This is a genomic window from Hymenobacter metallicola (assembly GCF_004745645.1).
In the GTDB taxonomy this organism is placed as follows: Bacteria; Bacteroidota; Bacteroidia; order Cytophagales; family Hymenobacteraceae; genus Hymenobacter; species Hymenobacter metallicola.
Genome location: NZ_SRMB01000004.1, coordinates 133,408 through 152,133 on the forward strand (window position 1 = coordinate 133,408; position 18,726 = coordinate 152,133).

General features: G+C 57.7%; 19 protein-coding genes and 1 tRNA gene. 11 read left to right on the plus strand and 9 right to left on the minus strand.

The genetic code is table 11. The annotated features are described in order from the left end of the window. Positions 1–71 precede the first annotated feature (71 nt). Positions 72–317, minus strand: coding sequence for an ATP synthase F1 subunit epsilon (gene atpC / locus E5K02_RS19020; protein ID WP_135396873.1), 246 nt, complete (start codon positions 315–317; stop codon positions 72–74). A gap of 117 nt (positions 318–434) precedes the next feature. Then, entirely contained in the window at positions 435–1,940 is a 1,506-nt protein-coding gene (gene atpD / locus E5K02_RS19025; RefSeq protein WP_135396875.1) for a F0F1 ATP synthase subunit beta, read from the minus strand. 276 nt (positions 1,941–2,216) lie between these two features. Here atpD and E5K02_RS19030 point away from each other — a divergent pair. The 5 genes from E5K02_RS19030 (at position 2,217) to pth (ending at position 5,860) form a co-directional block, all read left to right on the plus strand. Further along, positions 2,217–2,289, plus strand: a tRNA-Gln gene (locus E5K02_RS19030). Between the two features lie 100 nt (positions 2,290–2,389). Beyond that, entirely contained in the window at positions 2,390–3,319 is a 930-nt protein-coding gene (locus E5K02_RS19035; protein ID WP_135396876.1) for a ribose-phosphate pyrophosphokinase, read from the plus strand. A gap of 104 nt (positions 3,320–3,423) precedes the next feature. Beyond that, complete coding sequence (locus E5K02_RS19040; protein ID WP_135396877.1) at positions 3,424–4,488, plus strand: DUF6340 family protein; 1,065 nt, start codon at positions 3,424–3,426, stop codon at positions 4,486–4,488. A gap of 144 nt (positions 4,489–4,632) precedes the next feature. Then, positions 4,633–5,208: a 50S ribosomal protein L25/general stress protein Ctc gene (locus tag E5K02_RS19045; RefSeq protein WP_135396879.1), complete on the plus strand. Its 576-nt coding sequence runs from the start codon at positions 4,633–4,635 to the stop codon at positions 5,206–5,208. An 88-nt stretch (positions 5,209–5,296) separates the two neighbouring features. Beyond that, complete coding sequence (pth, locus tag E5K02_RS19050; RefSeq protein WP_135396881.1) at positions 5,297–5,860, plus strand: aminoacyl-tRNA hydrolase; 564 nt, start codon at positions 5,297–5,299, stop codon at positions 5,858–5,860. A 128-nt stretch (positions 5,861–5,988) separates the two neighbouring features. Here the strand turns inward: pth and metG are convergent, their stop codons facing one another. Continuing rightward, positions 5,989–8,034 (minus strand): methionine--tRNA ligase, encoded by a 2,046-nt coding sequence (gene metG, locus E5K02_RS19055; protein ID WP_135396883.1) that lies wholly within the window; start codon positions 8,032–8,034, stop codon positions 5,989–5,991. 216 nt (positions 8,035–8,250) lie between these two features. On the opposite strand from metG, the gene E5K02_RS19060 reads away from it, so the two are divergent. Next, positions 8,251–8,820 (plus strand): hypothetical protein, encoded by a 570-nt coding sequence (locus E5K02_RS19060; RefSeq protein ID WP_135396885.1) that lies wholly within the window; start codon positions 8,251–8,253, stop codon positions 8,818–8,820. 65 nt (positions 8,821–8,885) lie between these two features. Here E5K02_RS19060 and E5K02_RS19065 read toward each other — a convergent pair whose 3' ends face one another. The 3 genes from E5K02_RS19065 to msrB all read right to left on the minus strand — a co-directional run bounded on the left by E5K02_RS19065 (position 8,886) and on the right by msrB (position 10,775). After that, entirely contained in the window at positions 8,886–9,242 is a 357-nt protein-coding gene (locus E5K02_RS19065) for a hypothetical protein (RefSeq protein WP_135396887.1), read from the minus strand. A gap of 64 nt (positions 9,243–9,306) precedes the next feature. Continuing rightward, positions 9,307–10,107 carry a DUF3050 domain-containing protein gene (locus E5K02_RS19070; RefSeq protein WP_135396889.1) on the minus strand — a complete coding sequence of 267 codons (801 nt, stop codon included), beginning with the start codon at positions 10,105–10,107 and terminating at the stop codon, positions 9,307–9,309. A gap of 107 nt (positions 10,108–10,214) precedes the next feature. Next, positions 10,215–10,775, minus strand: a complete 561-nt coding sequence (msrB, locus tag E5K02_RS19075; RefSeq protein ID WP_135396891.1) for a peptide-methionine (R)-S-oxide reductase MsrB — start codon at positions 10,773–10,775, stop codon at positions 10,215–10,217. Positions 10,776–10,968: 193 nt separating this feature from the next. Here msrB and typA point away from each other — a divergent pair, with 193 nt between their 5' ends. Both typA and E5K02_RS19085 read left to right on the plus strand, forming a co-directional pair. Continuing rightward, positions 10,969–12,777, plus strand: a complete 1,809-nt coding sequence (gene typA, locus E5K02_RS19080; RefSeq protein WP_135396893.1) for a translational GTPase TypA — start codon at positions 10,969–10,971, stop codon at positions 12,775–12,777. Between the two features lie 123 nt (positions 12,778–12,900). Next, positions 12,901–13,644 carry a YqjF family protein gene (locus E5K02_RS19085; protein WP_206025992.1) on the plus strand — a complete coding sequence of 248 codons (744 nt, stop codon included), beginning with the start codon at positions 12,901–12,903 and terminating at the stop codon, positions 13,642–13,644. 2 nt (positions 13,645–13,646) lie between these two features. On the opposite strand, the gene E5K02_RS19090 is transcribed toward E5K02_RS19085, so the two are convergent. The 3 genes from E5K02_RS19090 to E5K02_RS19100 form a co-directional block, all read right to left on the minus strand. Beyond that, positions 13,647–13,922 (minus strand): acylphosphatase, encoded by a 276-nt coding sequence (locus E5K02_RS19090; RefSeq protein ID WP_135396895.1) that lies wholly within the window; start codon positions 13,920–13,922, stop codon positions 13,647–13,649. A gap of 123 nt (positions 13,923–14,045) precedes the next feature. Further along, positions 14,046–14,507 carry a CHRD domain-containing protein gene (locus E5K02_RS19095; RefSeq protein WP_135396897.1) on the minus strand — a complete coding sequence of 154 codons (462 nt, stop codon included), beginning with the start codon at positions 14,505–14,507 and terminating at the stop codon, positions 14,046–14,048. Between the two features lie 114 nt (positions 14,508–14,621). Beyond that, positions 14,622–15,428 carry a TrmH family RNA methyltransferase gene (locus E5K02_RS19100; protein WP_135396899.1) on the minus strand — a complete coding sequence of 269 codons (807 nt, stop codon included), beginning with the start codon at positions 15,426–15,428 and terminating at the stop codon, positions 14,622–14,624. Positions 15,429–15,541: 113 nt separating this feature from the next. On the opposite strand from E5K02_RS19100, the gene E5K02_RS19105 reads away from it, so the two are divergent. The 3 genes from E5K02_RS19105 to E5K02_RS19115 all read left to right on the plus strand — a co-directional run bounded on the left by E5K02_RS19105 (position 15,542) and on the right by E5K02_RS19115 (position 18,685). Further along, positions 15,542–17,056: a sensor histidine kinase gene (locus E5K02_RS19105; protein ID WP_135396901.1), complete on the plus strand. Its 1,515-nt coding sequence runs from the start codon at positions 15,542–15,544 to the stop codon at positions 17,054–17,056. Between the two features lie 81 nt (positions 17,057–17,137). Beyond that, positions 17,138–17,548 carry a response regulator gene (locus tag E5K02_RS19110; RefSeq protein ID WP_135396903.1) on the plus strand — a complete coding sequence of 137 codons (411 nt, stop codon included), beginning with the start codon at positions 17,138–17,140 and terminating at the stop codon, positions 17,546–17,548. Between the two features lie 225 nt (positions 17,549–17,773). After that, positions 17,774–18,685: a hypothetical protein gene (locus tag E5K02_RS19115; protein ID WP_135396905.1), complete on the plus strand. Its 912-nt coding sequence runs from the start codon at positions 17,774–17,776 to the stop codon at positions 18,683–18,685. The last annotated feature ends 41 nt before the right edge of the window (positions 18,686–18,726 follow it).

The window sequence follows — 18,726 nt, forward strand, 5'->3', positions numbered from 1 at the left end:
TGAAAAGAGAAATAAAAAAGCCTTTCCCAGGCAAAGGAAAGGCTTTTTAAAAGGACTACGAAAGGCAGTTCTTAGGCAACTACGCCCTCGGCCAGCACAATCACATTGTTGCGGAGCACTTCCACCACGCCACCTTCGATACGGAAGGATTCGCGGCCAGCGGCCCCCGTCACCGTGATGTCGCCCGACTTGAGGGCGCTGATCAGCGGAGCGTGGTTGTTCAAGACCTCAAACAGCCCGTCGGTACCCGGAAACTGCGCCGATACTACGTCGCCCTCAAATACTTTCCGGTCCGGCGTGATGATTTCTAAATGCATGTCATCAATGTGCTAATGTGGAAATGTGCTGCTATGCCGATTAAAGTGCTGCTCTACTAACCAGGTAACCCTGTATTAGCCCAGCAGCACTTTAATCACATTCGCACATTAGAAATATTACTTCGCCTCAGCCATCAGACGCTCACCCTTGGCAATGGCATCTTCGATGGTGCCTACCAGGTTGAAAGCCGACTCGGGCAGGTGGTCGTAGGTACCGTCGATGATGGCGTTGAAGCCTTTGATGGTATCCTTGATGTCAACCAGTACGCCAGCCAGACCGGTGAACTGCTCGGCCACGAAGAAGGGCTGCGACAGGAAGCGCTGCACCCGACGGGCACGGTTTACGACCTGCTTGTCTTCCTCCGAGAGTTCGTCCATCCCGAGGATGGCGATGATGTCCTGTAGTTCCTTGTAGCGCTGCAGAATCTCCTTCACGCGCTGAGCCGTGTTGTAATGCTCGGCGCCGAGAACTTCAATCGACAGAATGCGCGAAGTCGAGTCCAGCGGGTCCACGGCGGGATAGATGCCCAGTTCGGCAATCTTCCGGCTCAGTACCGTCGTTGCGTCCAGGTGAGCAAAGGTGTTTGCCGGAGCCGGGTCAGTCAAGTCATCGGCCGGCACATATACGGCCTGTACCGAGGTGATGGAACCACGCTTGGTCGAGGTAATCCGCTCCTGCATGGCACCCATTTCGGTAGCCAGCGTGGGCTGGTAGCCTACGGCCGACGGCATCCGGCCCAGCAGAGCCGATACTTCCGAACCGGCTTGGGTGAAGCGGAAGATGTTGTCGATGAAGAACAGGATGTCGCGGCCAGCGCCGGTGCCGTCCCCGTCGCGGAAGTTTTCCGCAATGGTCAGACCCGACAGGGCTACGCGGGCCCGGGCTCCGGGGGGCTCGTTCATCTGGCCGAACACCAGGGTTGCCTGGGACTTGAGCAGCTCGTTCTGGTCTACCTTAGTCAGGTCCCAGCCGCCTTGCTCCATCGAGTGCTTGAACTCCTCACCGTACTTGATGATGTCCGACTCAATGAATTCGCGCAGCAGGTCATTGCCTTCGCGGGTACGCTCGCCCACGCCGGCAAATACCGACAGACCAGCGTACGCCTTAGCAATGTTGTTTACCAGCTCCATGATCAGTACGGTCTTGCCTACGCCGGCACCACCAAACAAACCAATTTTGCCACCTTTTACATAAGGAGCGAGCAGGTCAATTACTTTAATACCCGTGAAGAGGATTTCCGAGGAGGTAGCCAAATCTTCGAAGGGCGGAGGCTGGCGGTGAATCGGCAGCGCGCCGTCGCTCTTGGGCTGGGGAATGCCGTCGATGGCGTAGCCTACCACATTGAACAAACGACCTTTCACGCCGTCGCCCGTAGGCATCGACATGGGGGCGCCCAGATTCCGAACCACGGCGCCGCGGGTCAGACCCTCGGTCGAGTCCATGGCGATGGTGCGCACACGGTCTTCACCGAGGTGTTGCTGGCACTCCAGGATGACTACCTGGCCGTTGTCTTTCGTGACTTCGAGTGCGTCGAGGATATTGGGAAGCGTAGAGCCTTCACCCGCGAAGCTCACGTCCACAACGGGACCGATTACCTGGGTGATTTTACCGTTATTCGCCATTGCGAGTCTTTATAGTAGATGGGTGCAACGTTTTCAGGGTGCAAAACTACGGCTTAATCCCGGCTTTGCCAAAGGCTGTCCGGAGGAAAGCTCAAGCCTTTTTTTCACTCGCAATCCACCTTGATTATCAGTCAGTAAAGCCAAAAACGCCATATTTCGCGAGCCAAGGCCCGAAATTTTCTTGAAAAATTTTTGCGGTAAAATTTGCCTTGAATGTTTCCCGTAGTACATTTGCACACCCAAACGGCACATCCACACCGATAGCCGCTTGGAAATTGTCCGATGGTGTAACTGGCAACACGCTTGATTTTGATTCAAGAAAGTCCAGGTTCGAGCCCTGGTCGGACAACCGACTACGTAACGCGAAAGGCGCTGATCCTTCCTCCCCGGAAGAATCAGCGCCTTTCGCTTTTTCAGTTTATTCCGTTTTCGCCCCCTTTCCCCTTTCCATGGCCCAGCAGGTTAAAATCTTCGCAGGAAATGCATCTCCTGAACTCGGTAAAGCAATTGCCGAAGCATATGGTACTACACTCGGTGATTTAAGCATTCAGCGCTTTGCCGACACTGAACTCGGCCCCAGCTTCAACGAAAGCGTGCGGGGTTGCGCCGTATTTCTGATTCAGAGCACCAACCCTCCGGCCGAGAACCTGATGGAGCTCATGCTGATGGTAGATGCCGCTAAGCGCGCTTCGGCCGCTTCGGTTACCATCGTGATGCCCTACTTCGGTTACGCCCGCCAGGACCGCAAGGACAAGCCCCGGGTGAGCATCGGGGCCAAAGTAGTGGCCGACTTCATTCAGAGCGTGGGCACCGACCGCCTGATGACCTGCGACCTGCACGCCGGCCAGATTCAGGGTTTCTTCGACATTCCCGTGGACCATCTGGATGGGGCCACCGTGTCGGCTCCTTATATAAAGTCGCTGGGGCTGGATGATTTGATCTTCGCTTCCCCCGACGTGGGCGGCGTGGTCCGCACCCGGGCCTTCGCCAAGAAGTTCGGCGCCGAAATCGTAGTCTGCGACAAAATGCGCCTGCGGGCCAACGAAATTGCCTCCATGCAGGTGATTGGCGACGTGACGGGCATGAACGTGGTGCTGGTGGACGACATCGTGGACACGGCCGGCACCATCTGCAAGGCCGCCGAGCTGCTGATGGAGCGTGGGGCCAAGTCGGTGCGGGCTGTTATTACCCACGGCGTGCTCAGCGGCCCGGCCCACGAGCGGATTCGCAACTCGGTGCTGGAAGAGCTGGTCATCACCGACACGATTCCGCTGAAGCAGGAAAATCACAAGATCAAAGTCATCTCGTTGGCTAACCTATTTGCTCAGGCCATCCGCAACGTGGTGACCCACGAGTCGATTAGCTCGTTGTTTATCTAGCTGCGGGCTTAGATCCGACTACTATATAGCTAAAGCCAATTTTGGCACGGTGTTGAAGAGGGGAACCGAAAAGTTCCCCTCTTTTCATTTTTATTTTTTCGATTATGAGCTATTCTTTACACCGTTTTGCCTGGGTCAGCGTGGTTATTCTGGGTTTAGCCAGCAGCTGTACCACAACCGTACATTTGGAGGCCTTGGCCCCAGCCTCGGTGCCCATGCCACCGACTCTGCAGCGCATTGCCACCGCCAACCGCATCCTGCCCGACAATCGCCGCGACAAGTTCTTCGATGTGCTGGAGGGGGTGTTTACGGGGGAAGGCCCCATGGTAGACCGGGCCGGGGCGGAAGCCTGCGTGCTGAGTACCGGTGAGGCCCTGATGCGTAACAGCCCGCGCTTCCGCGTGACGCCGGCCAACCTCCAGCTCGTGGGCCGCACGCGCGAATTTTTCCTCCCTCCCATGGCTCCCGACTACGTGCGGCGGGTGTGCCGCACCTCGCAGGTCGATGGGCTGGTGGTACTCGAAGCCTTCGACTCTGACATGCAGCTGCAGCGGCGGCAGGAAGAGCGGGTTATTAAGGAGAAAGACAAGCCCGACCGGAAAGTACTGGTAACCGTCGTGCATATGGATATGCGCATTGTGTCCGGATTCCGTACCTATGGCCCGGAGGGGTTGGTAGTCGACCAGGCCCGGCAGGAAGACCACTTGGGCTGGAGCAGCGAAGGCGCCACCTACCAGGCCGCGCTGGCCGGCCTGCCCGCCCCGGAGCGCTGCATCCGGGAAGTGGCCCTGCGCATCGGCGACCAGTACGCCCGCCGGATTGCCCCTTCCTACGTGCCCTTGACGCGCAACGTCTACACCCGGGCCAAGAAGAATGCGCAGATGCAGCAAGCCCGGCAGTGCGTGCAGGCCACCGACTGGACCCAAGCCGCAGCCCGCTGGCAGCAGGCCGCCCGCAGTATCAACCACGTGGTAGCGGGCCGGGCCTTTTATAATCTGGCCGTGTACGAGGAGATGAATAACCGCTTGCCCGAGGCCATCGACTACGCCCGTAAGGCGGCCTATACCTGCCAGATGCGGCCCGCCGTAGCGTATCTGCGCGTGTTGCAGGACCGGCAGCAGGCCGAGCAGCTGGTCCAAACGCAGATGGCTGGCTCACGAGCCAAATAGGCAAGCTTGGCCCTGGGCCAGGCCGACAAATCCGAAATTGGTTTCCGTTTATAAAACAATAGCGCTATCTTTGCGGCCCGTTTTGGGCTGATTGTCAGCTTGGCCGGGAAAGCACACTTTTCTTTTTCTCAAAAACACAAGCTTATGAAAAGCCTCGAGATTGTAGGGTTTAAAAGAGCGAATCTCGGTAAGAAGGATGCGAAAGCACTGCGTCTTGACTCGTATGTTCCGTGCGTACTGTACGGTGGCGAAGAGCAAGTGCACTTTTCGGCTCCGGCCATCCTCTTCCGCGAATTGCTGTACACCCCCGACGTACACGTTGTTGACGTAAACGTAGAGGGCACCGTATACCGCGCCATCGTGCAGGATGCCCAGTTCCACCCCGTGAACGAAATGCTGCTGCACGTTGACTTTCTGTTGCTGCAGGAAGGCAAAGAAGTGAAGATGGAAATCCCCGTGAAATACGTTGGTGTTTCGCCGGGTGTACTGGCCGGTGGTAAGCTGGTGAGCAAGCTGCGTAAACTGAAGGTGAAGGCTCTGCCCGAAAACCTGCCCGACTACGTAGAAGTAAACATCTCGGACCTCGAGCTAGGCAAGTCGATCAAGGTAAGCAAGGTGGAAGCTAAAGGCTACACCATCCTGACCAACGGCGCGGCTCCTATTGCTACCGTAACCATCCCACGCGCCCTGAAAGGCCAGATGGCCGGCGGCGACCGTTAATATTTCTCCGCCCTGCGGAAAATCAAGGAAATCCTGTCCTGCTTCGGCGGGGCAGGATTTCTTGCGTTAAATCCCCGTATTTCGCCTTATGAAGTTTCTCGTTATGGCCCTGGGCAACATCGGGCCCGAATACGCCAACACGCGCCACAATATTGGCTTTATGGTAGCCGATTATCTGGCCGCCAAGCATGATGCACAGTTTGAATTAAAGCGCCACGCTTTCGTCACCGAAATCAAGCACAAAGGCAAAACGCTGGTGCTGGTGAAGCCTACTACCTACATGAACCTGAGTGGCAAAGCCGCCGCCCACTACCTGACCAGCGAGAAAATTGCGAAGGAAAACATGGTCGTGGTAACCGATGACTTGGCCCTGCCCTTCGGCAAGCTGCGCCTGAAGGGCAAAGGCTCGGCCGGCGGGCACAATGGTCTGAAGCACATTCAGGAAACCTTGGGCACGGATGAATACGCCCGTTTACGCTTCGGCGTAGATGCCAATTTCCCCAAAGGCCGGCAGGTAGACTATGTGCTAAACCCGTTTTCAGCGGATGAGCAAATCGACTTGTCTCTGCGCATTGAAAAAGCAGCCGAAGCCATTTTATCCTTCGCAACTATCGGCCTGGAGCGCACAATGAACGTGGTAAACACGAAGTAAAGATTCAGGTGCTCAAGTGCTAGTGCTCGTACATCAGAAAGCCCTCAACCGGAGCAACGATTGAGGGCTTTCTAGTAAAAATCTCCGCCGGTTGGCTCAGCCTTCCACTTGGCAAAAACAGGCGCGGCTTACGCTACGTGACTGCCGGGACGCACGGGCTGACCGGGTTGCATGAGCTGCAGGGAGCCGTCGGCATTTTCGGCTAGCAGCAGCATGCCCTGGCTTTGAATACCTTTGATTTCACGCGGGGCCAGATTCAGCAGCACCAAAACTTGCTGTCCGACCAGGGCTTCGGGGATGAAGTGCTCCGCAATGCCGCTGACGATGGTGCGCTGGTCGAGGCCGGTATCGACGGTTAGCTTAAGCAGCTTTTTGGTCTTGGCTACCTTTTCGGCGGCGACCACCGTACCCACGCGCAAATCCATGCGGCCAAACTCATCGAAGCTCACGTCTTCCTTGGCCGGCTCGGCTACGGCGTTGGCCAGCTCGTTGGCTTTCTTGGTGTCGAGCAGCTTCTGCACCTGGGCTTCCACCGTGGCGTCTTCGATTTTGTCGAACAGCAGGGCGGCCGCTCCGATTTCGTGGCCCGCCGCTAAGGTGTCGGGGCGGCCCGCCGCTTGCCAGCTGCCTTTTTCTACGCGCAGCATCTCGCCAAGCTTAGCGGCTGAAGCGGGCAAGAAAGGCTCCATCAAGGTTACCAGACCAGCAGCGATTTGCAGGGCCACATGCAGGACGGTGCCGGTGCGGGCCTCGTCAGTTTTAATTAATTTCCAGGGCTCGGTTTCAGCCAAGTACTTGTTGCCGACGCGCGTCAGGTTTAGCAATTCATTTAGGGCGTCGCGGAACCGGTAATTGTCAATCAGCTCGCCAATGCGCTGCGGAAATTCAGCCAATTGGGCCAGCGCATCCTGGTCGATACCCTGCAATCCGCCACTGACAGCCGGAACCTTGCCCGCAAAAAACTTGTGCGTTAAGACCACAGCCCGGTTGACGAAATTACCTAGGTTGGCGACTAGCTCGTTGTTGTTGCGGGCCTGAAAATCCTTCCAGGTAAAATCGTTGTCCTTGGTTTCGGGCGCATTGGCACACAGTACGTAGCGCAACACGTCGGCTTTACCGGGAAAATCCTGTAGATACTCGTGCAGCCACACGGCCCAATTGCGGCTCGTGCTGATTTTGTCGCCTTCCAGGTTCAGAAACTCATTGGCCGGCACATTATCGGGCAGAATATAGTCGCCATGAGCCTTGAGCATTGCCGGGAAAATAATGCAGTGGAACACGATATTGTCTTTGCCAATAAAGTGGACCAGCTTACTGCCACTGTCTTTCCAGTAGGTTTCCCAGGTGTCGGGCAGCAGGTCTTTAGTGGCCGAAATGTAGCCGATGGGCGCGTCGAACCACACGTAGAGCACTTTGCCTTCGGCACCGGCTACGGGCACGGGCACGCCCCAGTCCAGGTCGCGGGTGACGGCGCGGGGCTGCAGGCCCTGGTCGATCCAGGATTTGCACTGCCCGTACACATTGGCTTTCCAGTCGGCTTTGTGGCCTTCCACAATCCATTCGCGCAGCCAGGATTCGTACTGGTCGAGTGGCAAATACCAGTGCTTGGTTTCGCGCAGAATAGGCTGGTTGCCACTGAGCATGCTGCGGGGCGAAATAAGCTCGGTAGGACTCAAGGACGAGCCGCATTTTTCGCACTGGTCGCCGTAGGCATTTTCGTTGCCGCAGTTAGGACAAGTGCCCACGATGTAGCGGTCGGCTAGAAATTGGTCGGCCTTTTCATCGAAGTACTGCTGGGAGGTCTGCTCAATAAATTTATTTTCCTCGTAAAGTTTTTTGAAAAAACCACTGGCAACTTCGCTGTGCGTTTTGGACGAAGTGCGCGAATAAATATCAAAGGAAACGCCAAACTCGGCGAAGGAGTCGCGAATGATAGCGTGGTATTTATCAACGACTTGCTGGGGTGTTACGCCTTCTTTCTGCGCCCGAATGGTAATGGGCACGCCGTGCTCATCCGAGCCGCAAATGAACTTAACGTCGCGGCCGGCGGCCCGTAGGTAGCGAACATAGATATCCGCCGGCAAATACACGCCTGCTAAATGCCCGATGTGTACGGGACCATTTGCGTAGGGCAGCGCAGCCGTAACGGTATATCGTTGTGGATTAGATTGCATATGAAAACAAAATCAGGAATTCGGTGAAAAAGAGGCGGTATTGTTTGACCAATACCCACTTATTTATTTGCAAAGAAACAAGGAAATAAAAGTATCGGGGCGTGTTTAAAACCTTAACATAGCTCGACAGGTAAATACATCTATATTTGGGCATGACGGCACCGTAGTATACTGCTGCTTTTGTGTCAGCTACTTTCACACTATCCCTTCTGCCCCATGAAAAAGTCTGCTCAGGATCAGCCCGAAAAAAAGGCTAAGAAAGATCCGGCACAAAAAGCTCAGCGCAAAGCTGATAAAGCGGCGCAGCGTGCATCTGCTACCCTTACCGACAACAGCCCTGCGAAGAAAGCCAGCCAAAAGAAATCGTTGAAAGCGGCCGCCAAGCAACTGCAAAAGGAGCTGGACCTACGCATGAAGGAAGTGGTAGACCGCATCCGCAAAGAAACGAAAGCCAAGCTGAAAGAAATTGTAAAAGAAGCGACCCAACGCCTAGACGCGGACACTGAGCGGCTGTTTGAGGAAGCCCTGCGCACCATCGTACAGCATTCCGACGGCAATGCCTCCACAGCGGCTTCGGATAGTATCGCTACCAGCGCACCCGCTACGGCTACGCCAGCTGCTACCCGACAGCCCAAATCCCGGGCGTCCACCCCGGCCAGTGTGGCACCAGCATCAGCCCGGCGTGGCCGGCCCACCAGCGCGGCAGCGCCCCGGCGCAGCCCCAAGCCTGCCGCCTCCCCAACTCCAGCTCCCGAAGCTACCCCAGCTGACACAGCCGCCAGCTAAGCGGCGTTAAAGAGCCTACTCCGAAAAAGGACCTGTTCTTCTAGCAAGAGCAGGTCCTTTTTTGTTTACGGCAGCCGCCGGACCGTATCAAGCGGGGCCCCGTTGAGGCGGCGAAGCCGGGTTTCGGTGGGAGTGTTGTTGGGGTCGTTGGAATTGACGCTTTCCACCCGCTGCCGGGCATTGGAGCGGGCGGCTTGCTCCCGGATTTCTACCCGGCCGGGCGTGGCATCGGGTACCGAGCCGCCGTAGCCGGCATTGCTGTTGTAGGCTGCCTGCCGGTCAGCATCGGTGCGAATGGCGGCGGGCAGCGGGGCGCGGTCTACCTCGGCACTGCTTTCCTGGCTAGCGGTGCAGGCAGAGAGCCAGCTAGCGGTGAACACGAGCAGCAGGCGGCCGACTTTTAGTAGGGAATGGTACAACATAACCAAAAAATTAGGGCGGCCTGTAGTGAGCCGCCCTCTTACAACGCGCAGTACGACCAGTAAGTTAGCTTGCCGGAGAAACGGCCACCGCCGTAGTCATGGCCTGCCGAATTCCGTCCCACAATGCCACCCGGGCCTGCATGCAGCGGGCGGCTACTTCGCGGCACTCCTCCCACTGCTGGTCGTTGTTGCCGCAGAGCTCCCGCACCATCTGTTCGGCCAAGGGAGTGTGCACTTCTTCGTCGAGCTGGATATGGCGGTTGAGGTAGTAAATAAAGGTTTCGAGCTGCCCGGGAAAACGCTGGCCCAGGTCGGCTACCAGGTGGCGAAACATGTCCGGAATTACGTCTTCCCGGCCGAAGGTGAAAGCCGCGGCGACGGCGTGCGATTTACCCGAATTAATCACGCTAAAGGTGCTCAGCACGAACTGCTGCACGGCATACGGCACGTTGGCGTGCAACAGGGCCATTTCGACCGGCTCTCCGACCGACATGGCATCGAGCAGCTTGCGGATGGGCTGGGTGTCGGCCCCGCACTCATCCATGGCCCGCAAATACATTTCGAAGTGGCTGGCGGGCTGCCCATGCTGGTCCACGTCGGTTTCCTCTTCCAGCACAATCTCGTTAATCAGGCGACGCGTGGCCGGGTTGCCGCGTGGCACCCAGGGCACCGTTACGCAGGTGAGGTCGCGCTGCAAGCTTTTGAGCAACGACATGAAGTCCCACACCGCAAAAACGTGGTGCTGCATAAATACGCGCAAGTCTTCCAACGACTGAATGCCCTGGTACACATTATGCGCCACCAGCTGCTCCCGGGCCGGGGCTAGCTGCTGCTGCAAAGTGCGGATTGGATCGGCAGAGGTCATACACAGAAAAGTTACAGAGACAGTGGAAAAGATGAGGCCAAGACCTTAAAATAACAGCCCGCTGAACAAGTCGGCGGGCTGCTAGGTGGCACAAATATCGGGCTCTTTTACTTGGCCTTCTCAAAAATCATTCCGTCCGAATCCATGCAGTAGCGTAGGCCGGTAGGCTTGGGGCCGTCGTCGAAGACGTGGCCCAGGTGGCCGCCGCACTTGGCGCACACCAGCTCGTCGCGACTCATGCCGTGGGTGTTGTCAGTGGTTACTTTCAAGCTGGTTTCCGCCGCCGGAGCCCAGAAGCTCGGCCAGCCCGTGCCCGATTCAAATTTGGTGTCGGAAGTGAAAAGCAGGTTGTGGTCGGCGGCACAGTAGTACGAACCCTTTTCGTGGTTGTCAAAGTATTTATTGTTGAATGCCTGCTCCGTGCCCTGCTGGCGCAAAATAAAGTACTGCGCTGGGGTAAGCTGAGCTTTCCACTGGGCATCCGTTTTCCGCACCGGAAACTCGTCGGGCCGGTGCGTCACGGGCTGGGCCTTGGGATATTGCTTGCCGGCGGCAGTAGGTTGGGTTGCAGCCTGGGGTTTCTCAGCCGCCAGATTCTGGCGTTTCTGCGAACAGGCAGTACCTAGGGTAAGAGAAGAAAGAAGCAGAACCAAAAAGGAGGTGCGCATGAGCAGATAGAATGAGGAATTTGTGAGAACAGCAGAGCCCGGAATAGCGCCGCTGTGTGAAAGAAACATACGCGGCGGAGCTTCGGTTCGGTTTAGGTAAGGCCGTGCCTTTCAGACTGAATCAGCTAACATTTTGATAACTCGGTCTTTTACGGTTAGAAATGCGTACCTTTGCACCCGCAAAACCATCTGTATGCAGAACATTCGGAATATCGCAATCATTGCGCACGTTGACCACGGCAAAACGACGCTCGTGGACAAGATCATTCACGCCTCGAAGCTTTTCGACGAGCACCAGCAGTTCGACGACCTGATCCTCGACAACAACGATCTGGAGCGCGAGCGGGGTATCACCATCGTTTCCAAGAACGTATCCGTCCGCTATAAGGACGTTAAAATCAACATCATCGACACCCCTGGTCACGCCGACTTTGGGGGTGAGGTGGAGCGCGTACTAAAGATGGCCGACGGCGTACTGCTGCTCGTCGATGCCTTCGAAGGCGCCATGCCCCAGACCCGTTTCGTGCTGGGCAAAGCCATTGACCTGGGCCTGAAGCCCATCGTGGTCGTAAACAAGGTGGACAAGGAAAACTGCCGCCCCGACGAGGTGCACGAGCAGGTATTTGACCTGATGTTCAACCTGGGCGCCAACGAAGACCAACTGGACTTCGTGACCCTGTACGGCTCCTCGAAGCAGGGCTGGATGAGCACCGACTGGAAAGTAAAGACCGACAGCATCATCCCGCTGCTCGACGCGGTAGTAGCCTCCATTCCGGCCGCTCCCCAGCTCGATGGCACGCCCCAGATGCAGGTTACCTCGCTCGACTACTCCTCGTTCGTGGGTCGTATCGCCATCGGCCGCGTGCACCGCGGTACGCTGCGCGAAGGCGCTAACATGAGCTTGGTGAAGCGCGACGGCACCATCAAGAAAGTAAAAATCAAAGAGCTGCAGGTATTCGAAGGCCTGGGCAAGAACAAGGTGGCTGAGGTTAGCTCGGGCGAAATCTGCGCCGTGACCGGCATCGAAGGCTTTGACATTGGCGACACCCTCGCCGACGCCGAAAACCCCGAAGCACTGGCCACCATCAGCATCGACGAGCCGACGATGAACATGCTGTTCACCATCAACAACTCGCCGTTCTTCGGTAAGGAAGGCAAGTTCGTGACCTCGCGTCACCTGCGCGACCGTCTGTTCAAGGAAACCGAGAAAAACCTGGCCCTGCGCGTAAAGGAGACCGATAAGGAAGACACGTTCCTCGTGTATGGCCGCGGTATTCTGCACTTGTCGGTCCTGATTGAAACCATGCGGCGCGAAGGCTTCGAGCTGCAGGTAGGACAGCCCCAGGTTCTGTTCCGCGAAGACGAGAACGGCAACCGCTTGGAGCCCGTCGAGCACTTGGTGGTAGACGTGCCGGAGGAAACGGCCGGTAAGGTTATCGAGCTGGTGACGATGCGCAAAGGCGAGCTGACCATCATGGAGCCCAAGGGCGACCTGCAGCACCTGGAGTTCAACATTCCCGCCCGCGGCCTGATTGGTTTGCGCAACAACGTGCTGACCGCCACCGCCGGTGAGGCCATCATGAACCACCGCTTCTCGGCCTACGAGCCCTACAAAGGCGTAATTCCCGGCCGTATCTCCGGTTCGCTGATTTCGATGGACACCGGTGCCGGCACCGCTTACACCATCGACAAGATGCAGGACCGCGGCGAGTTCTTCGTGGACCCAGGTGAAGAGGTGTACGCTGGTCAGGTTATCGGTGAGCACACCCGCCCCAACGACTTGACCATTAACATCCAGAAGGGCAAGAAGCTGACCAACATGCGCGCTTCGGGCTCGGACGACAACGTGAAAATCGTTCCCAAGCGTCAGTTCTCGCTGGAAGAAGCCATGGAATACATCCAGAAGGATGAGTATCTGGAAGTAACCCCGAAGTCGGTGCGGATGCGCAAAATCCTGCTCGACGAGAACGAGCGTCTGCGCTCGGCCAAGAAAGTCGACTAGATTTCTGGTTTGATTACGCAAAAGGGAGGTAGCCGGTGGTTGCCTCCCTTTTTGTTTGGCCCTAGGCTGGTCTAATAGCCGCCTGGCTTTGTTGTAGAGGCTACGCTTGCAATTCGTCCCGCCATGGCTACTACCCACCCTGACTTCCCTTCTCGCCTCCCCTTGATGCGCCAACGCTGGAGCCAGCTGCTGTTTGCGCACTGGCCGGTGGCCCCCGATGTGCTACGGCCCTATCTGCCGCCGCGCCTGGAATTAGACTTGTATGACGGACAGGCGTGGCTAGGCGTAGTGCCTTTCACCATGAGTGGCATCCGGCCGCTGGGATTACCGGCTGTGCCGGGGTTAAGCAACATGCATGAACTCAATGTGCGCACCTACGCCCGCCTGAATGGTATTCCGGGCGTGTGGTTTCTGTCGCTGGATGCCACGCTGGCTTTGGGCGTGTGGGCGGCCCGCACGCTGTTTCACCTGCCGTATCTGCACGCCCGCATGAGCCTAGACCGAACAGGGAATACTCTCCGGGCCCACGCCGAGCGGACCCACCGCGGAGCGGCTTCAGCACGCTTTGCGGCCGTCTGGACGCCGGGCGCCCCCCTGCCCCCAGCAGCTCCGGGAAGCCTGGCTCACTTCCTGACGGAGCGGTATTATCTCTACACCGCCGGGCCTGATTTGGCCCGGGCCATCCGTAGCGACACGCTATGGCGGGGTAAAGTGTATCACCAGCCCTGGGCTTTGCGCGAGGCTACTCTCAGCATCTGGGAATCGACGCTGGTGGAAAGCCACGGCCTGCCGACTCCCACCGGACCACCCGTGTTGTATGCTGCCGACAGCCTGGAGGTCCGGATTCAGGAATTCTGCCGCGTGTAGCTTTAGCGCGCAATTATAAACTCAGAGTAGCCCCGCACTGCCCCGGAGTTTACCGTTACGTGGTCTACCCGGGCGGCGGGTGGACCTTTATGGCACCACGCTTCGAGCTCATCGAGGGCGCTGGCGCTACCTTCGGCTTCAACTGTCACGGTTCCGTCCTCATTGTTGCGAGCATAGCCCGCCAGCCCCAGGCGCTGAGCTTCGGCGCGGGTACTTTGACGGAAAAACACACCCTGCACCCGGCCGGTGATGTTCAAGATCCGGTGTTCTAAGCGCATATACTGATACTAGCAGCTGATAAAAAGAGGCACTAATGCAAGTGGCAGCCAACCGGCACGAAAAAGGCCTGGATTGCTCCAGGCCTTTAGTATACGCAGCAACAGGTAAAGCCACCAGCCAAATTACTTGGCCGTTACGTTAGCCCGGATTTCGCCGCTGGGGAAAGCGGCGGTATGCAGGTTGGCATACAGCGAATTGCCAAGCAAGGCTGTAGCCTGGGCATCTGTAAGGGTAGCCGAGCCGGTGATAGGCGACACGAACCCGTTAGCGGTGCTGTTGTTAAACAACAAGGGTATGGAAACCGGGCCCGTAGACCCGGGGGCACCGATGTGAAAGTGCCCGGCCGTGGGCGTCAGCCCCGAAAAGGTGACCGTGTACTGAAATACCTTGGTTTCCTTGTTATAGGTGCCACTCACGGTGCCAGTGGCCGAAGATGTCACGGCGGGCACTTCCTGGGCGCCGGTGAGCGTACCCGTGACAGTCAGCGGGGTGACGGGCGCAGCCGTTTCCTCCTTGTCGTCGGAGCAGCTGATGGCGGCTACCGAGCCCATCGTTAGAAACAGAGCAAAGACTAATTTTTTCATAAAAAGGGTTGGGTAGGTGAGATTATGTTAGCTAAACCTACTGTCGAGCATAGTGTTTTACATTTTCACTTGCTGACCGCGCCCAACCTCTTTCTGAAGGATGCTTTTTTCTGGCTAGTTACGCTGCCGCACTGCTTCAAACGTTAGCACGGCCGTAGCAATACTGACATTGAGCGAGTCAATGTAGCCGCGCATGGGGATGATGATGGTTTCGGAGCAGGCTTCGCGCAGCTCGGGCGTCAGCCCATCGGCCTCGGTACCCATCACAAACGCGGTGGGGCCCCGGAAATCATAGGTGGTATACGCCTGAGCCGTCGGAGTCAGGGCCGCGGCGTAAGTCCTGATACCTTGCTCGGCGCACCAGGCCAGCACTTCCTGGCGCGTGGAAGCTACCGTGGGCACCGTAAAAATGCAGCCAATGCTGGAGCGGATGGCGTTGGGATTGTACAAGTCGGTGCGCGGGTCGCAGACGATGACGGCATCGACGCGGGCGGCGTCGGCCGTGCGCAGGATGGCTCCCAGGTTGCCGGGCTTTTCCACGGCCTCCAAAATCAGCAGCAGCGGGTTGGCGGGCAGTTTCAGGGTTTGGAGGCGGCGCTGGGGCGGGCGGGCCAGGGCCAAAATACCATCGGACCCTTCCCGGTACGCTACCCGTTCAAACACCGCTTTCGACACCTCAAACACCTCCGCCTGCGGCCCTAAGGTCGTCTGTAGCTCCCGGTGACGGTCTGCCCCGGCCAGGTCAGGACACACGAACAGGCTGCGAATCTCGATGCCGGCTTGGTGGGCAATAGTCAGCTCGCGGTGCCCCTCGATGATGGTGAGCTGCTGCTCGCGCCGCTCGGAGGCTTTTTGCTGCAAGCGTAGCAGGTTTTTAATCCGAGGATTCTGCGGGCTGGTAATGGGGTCGGCGGCGGGCATAGGCGAAAGCAGGCAAAGACAGGTGCGAAGGTACGCAGCCCAGGCCGGTACACCCCGGCACGCGGAGTAGTTTTGCTAGGGCATCTGCCCCGAAGCCCGTAGGTTTGCAGCTTATGCAACTCAACCTCAACACCAAAATTCTTTTGGGCTTTGCCGTGGCCGCTGGCGTGCTGCTGCTCACGGCAGTGGCCTCGTTCCTGAGCATCCGGCAGCTGGCCGTGCAAACCCGGCACGTGGAACACACCTACCGCGTGATTCAGGAAGCCGAGCAGATGACGTCGCGGGTGCGGGATGCGGAGTCGCGGGTGCGGGGCTTTTTGCTGACGGCCGATACCTCCTACCTGCAAACCTATAACACGTCCCAGCGCGAAATCGAGCAAAGCTTTGAGCGCCTGGACCGCATGATGGCCGACAACCCGCGCCAAGTAGTGCGTCTCGACTCGATGCGGGTGTTGGTGCGGCAGAAATTCAACAATATGGAGCTGCTGCTCAAGCCCAACCGGGCCGTTACCAGTTCCTCGGCGCAGACTATTCTGGACACGGGGCGGCAAACCATGCGGGCCATCTACACCATGTTTGAAGATATCAAGCAAAGCGAACTGACGCTGCTGGCCGAGCGCAACCGTCAGCAAAACATCTACGAAACCATTACCCCTATCACCATCATCGTATCGGCCACCCTGGCCATTCTGATTACGCTGTGGCTGTTTCAGAAAATCTCCCGGGAAATTTCGGCCAACGAGAAGCTGCAGCAGGAACTGGCCGCCATCAACCAGGCGACGAGCCAACGTATCCAAATCATTGAGAATCTGGCCAACCAGGTGGTGCAGGGCGACTATAAGGTTAAAATTAAGGACAAGGAAAAAGACAGCCTGGGGAATCTGGCCACTTCCCTCAACCGCATGACCCAAACCCTGGACGACACCTTCGGGGCCCTGCAGAACCGCAACCGGGAGCTGGATCAGTTTGCCTACGTAACTTCTCACGACCTGAAAGCGCCCCTGCGCGGAGTCGTGACCGTGGTAAAGTGGATTGAGGATGAGCTGGCCACGGAGCTGTCCGAGCAGATGCGCCAGTACCTGGGCATGATGAAGGGCCGGCTGGCTCGCCTCGAAGACCTGATTAATGGTCTGCTGGCCTATGCCCGCATCGGCCGCACGGAGCAGAAACTAGAAGAAGTGCAGGTGCAGCAGCTGGTCGAGGAAGTGCGCGACATGGTGGTGCCCCCCTCCTTCCACCTCGAGATTCCGACATCCCTGCCCCTGCTCGTGACCGACCGGCTGAGCCTGCAGCAAGTGTTTACCAATCTGCTGAGCAATGCCGTAAAATATCACCACCGCGGGCAGGGCACGATTAGGGTGAGCTGCGCGGAAGCCAAGAAGGAGTACGAATTTACGGTAGCCGACGACGGTCCGGGTATTGCGCCCGAGTACCACGAGAAGATCTTTCTCATTTTTCAGACCCTGCGCGACCGAAACACAGCCGAAAGCACCGGTATCGGCCTGAGCATCGTAAAGAAAATCCTGGATGAGCAAAAGAGCACCATTCGGGTGGTTTCGGAGCCGGGCCAGGGCACGGCGTTTATTTTTACCTGGCCGAAAGTTTCTGTTACCGAAAAAGCAATCTAGGCGCTAGCTTGCGGCCGCTTCGCCCAGCTTCCTTTCACCCCGACCGGAAAAGCGGTTCCCATTTTTGATTTTTACTTGTATATGCGTTCGGTTTTATTGGTAGAGGATGACTTTTTCGACACGATGACCGTGCAGAAAGCTTTCGAGAAATTCAGTATTCAACACAAGCTCTACACGGCCTTCAACGGCCTGGAGGCCCTGGATTTGCTGCTGGGCCGAAACGGCGTGGAGGCTATTCAGCCCTTGCCCGAAGTAATCCTGCTTGACTTGAACATGCCCAAAATGAACGGCCACGAGTTCTTGGTAGAGCTGCGCAGCCATGTTGAGCTAAGCGACATTCCGGTGTTTATTACTACCACCTCGGCTATGGACATCGACCGGCTGCGGGCCGAGAACCTGGGCGTGAGCGGCTACATTCTCAAGCCCGTGGATTTTGAAACCGGCACCGACATGGTCGACAGTATCAGCCTGCTGGAGCAGCTGCTGAAGTAGGCGCGTTTGAAGTTTGTTTTCACAGCCAATAGCTCGGCCGCCAAGCCGGGGTATTGGCTTTTTTGTTGGCGGCCGGGGCAAGTGCAACTAATTCGGGGTGAAACCTCATCTTTGGGAATGGATACGGGCAGGGTGCTGTTGAGCCCCGCATAACGGACACCCGCACCGCCCGGCTGCATACGCTACTTCCTTCTTCATTCGTTTGAAGACAACTTCCTCTCCCTCATGGCTTCCCGCTTCTATTTTCTCCTGTTGGCGCTGGGCGTCGCTACACCAGCCCTGACGCAGGCCCAAAATGCCCCCCGGCAGTTGAATACCCTGCCAGCCCTGCCCGATTCCGCGCGTCGGCCGGGGCGGCAGCCCCAGCTTTCGCAACAGCCCCAGGTTGACCAGCCACCGCAGCAGGCCCAGCCGCCCCGCCCGCCGGCGACTTCCGTACCGGCGGCTCCCGAAACCACCCGATTTGCCGTTGGTCTCAAGAATGGCACGCTCTACAAGGCTTACGATGTGGAAGTGAAGCAGCCCGTATTTGGCCGCACCTACCTGCTGCTCGACGACCAGCGGCGGGTAGAGATGAACGAGGTCAGCTTCTACGAAGACGAGTCGGGGCATTACGTGCGTACCATCCTGCCCAAGTCGTCGCGGGAGGTGACCCTGCGCCGCGACCGGGTCGGGCGCTTGAGCTTGTATTCGGCTACCAGCACCCAATACGCCGGCAATGGGTACAACCCGTACGGGTATGGTCCGTACGGGTACGGCGGGCGCTTTGGCGGGTATGGCTACGGTGGGCCCGTGTACCGAACCGTCAAGACGGAGTACTTCAGCAAAGACAACGGCCCGATTCAGGACATGAGCCTGCGCAACCTCAGCTTGGCCACGGCCGATAACGCCGGCAGCACGGCCTTGCTGCTCCAGGCCCGCAAGTACCAGCGCATCACGACCCTGAGCTACGTGGCGGCAGCCGGCGTTACGGCCCTCGGCTTGTTTTCGACGCTGACGTCTTCGCAATCCGGCCCTTCCATCTCCCCGCTGATTTACGCGGCCATTCCGCTGGCTATTGTGCCCATTGTGCTGGGCGGCAAGCAGCAACAAAGCATTAAGCAGGCAATTTCGCTCTACAACCGCGGCCAGGAGTAGCCGTGGGCTCAGCAACCCTGACGGCGGCCTGGCGTAAGTTC

Coding starts and splice junctions, on each gene's coding strand:
- atpC (WP_135396873.1), bottom strand. CDS start 317: ATGCATTTAGAAATCATCACGCCGGACCGGAAAGTATTTGAGGGCGAC.
- E5K02_RS19115 (WP_135396905.1), top strand. CDS start 17,774: ATGGCTTCCCGCTTCTATTTTCTCCTGTTGGCGCTGGGCGTCGCTACA.
- E5K02_RS19105 (WP_135396901.1), top strand. CDS start 15,542: ATGCAACTCAACCTCAACACCAAAATTCTTTTGGGCTTTGCCGTGGCC.
- E5K02_RS19095 (WP_135396897.1), bottom strand. CDS start 14,507: ATGAAAAAATTAGTCTTTGCTCTGTTTCTAACGATGGGCTCGGTAGCC.
- E5K02_RS19110 (WP_135396903.1), top strand. CDS start 17,138: ATGCGTTCGGTTTTATTGGTAGAGGATGACTTTTTCGACACGATGACC.
- E5K02_RS19085 (WP_206025992.1), top strand. CDS start 12,901: ATGGCTACTACCCACCCTGACTTCCCTTCTCGCCTCCCCTTGATGCGC.
- E5K02_RS19035 (WP_135396876.1), top strand. CDS start 2,390: ATGGCCCAGCAGGTTAAAATCTTCGCAGGAAATGCATCTCCTGAACTC.
- metG (WP_135396883.1), bottom strand. CDS start 8,034: ATGCAATCTAATCCACAACGATATACCGTTACGGCTGCGCTGCCCTAC.
- atpD (WP_135396875.1), bottom strand. CDS start 1,940: ATGGCGAATAACGGTAAAATCACCCAGGTAATCGGTCCCGTTGTGGAC.
- E5K02_RS19065 (WP_135396887.1), bottom strand. CDS start 9,242: ATGTTGTACCATTCCCTACTAAAAGTCGGCCGCCTGCTGCTCGTGTTC.
- pth (WP_135396881.1), top strand. CDS start 5,297: ATGAAGTTTCTCGTTATGGCCCTGGGCAACATCGGGCCCGAATACGCC.
- E5K02_RS19060 (WP_135396885.1), top strand. CDS start 8,251: ATGAAAAAGTCTGCTCAGGATCAGCCCGAAAAAAAGGCTAAGAAAGAT.
- E5K02_RS19040 (WP_135396877.1), top strand. CDS start 3,424: ATGAGCTATTCTTTACACCGTTTTGCCTGGGTCAGCGTGGTTATTCTG.
- E5K02_RS19070 (WP_135396889.1), bottom strand. CDS start 10,107: ATGACCTCTGCCGATCCAATCCGCACTTTGCAGCAGCAGCTAGCCCCG.
- msrB (WP_135396891.1), bottom strand. CDS start 10,775: ATGCGCACCTCCTTTTTGGTTCTGCTTCTTTCTTCTCTTACCCTAGGT.
- E5K02_RS19045 (WP_135396879.1), top strand. CDS start 4,633: ATGAAAAGCCTCGAGATTGTAGGGTTTAAAAGAGCGAATCTCGGTAAG.
- typA (WP_135396893.1), top strand. CDS start 10,969: ATGCAGAACATTCGGAATATCGCAATCATTGCGCACGTTGACCACGGC.
- E5K02_RS19090 (WP_135396895.1), bottom strand. CDS start 13,922: ATGCGCTTAGAACACCGGATCTTGAACATCACCGGCCGGGTGCAGGGT.
- E5K02_RS19100 (WP_135396899.1), bottom strand. CDS start 15,428: ATGCCCGCCGCCGACCCCATTACCAGCCCGCAGAATCCTCGGATTAAA.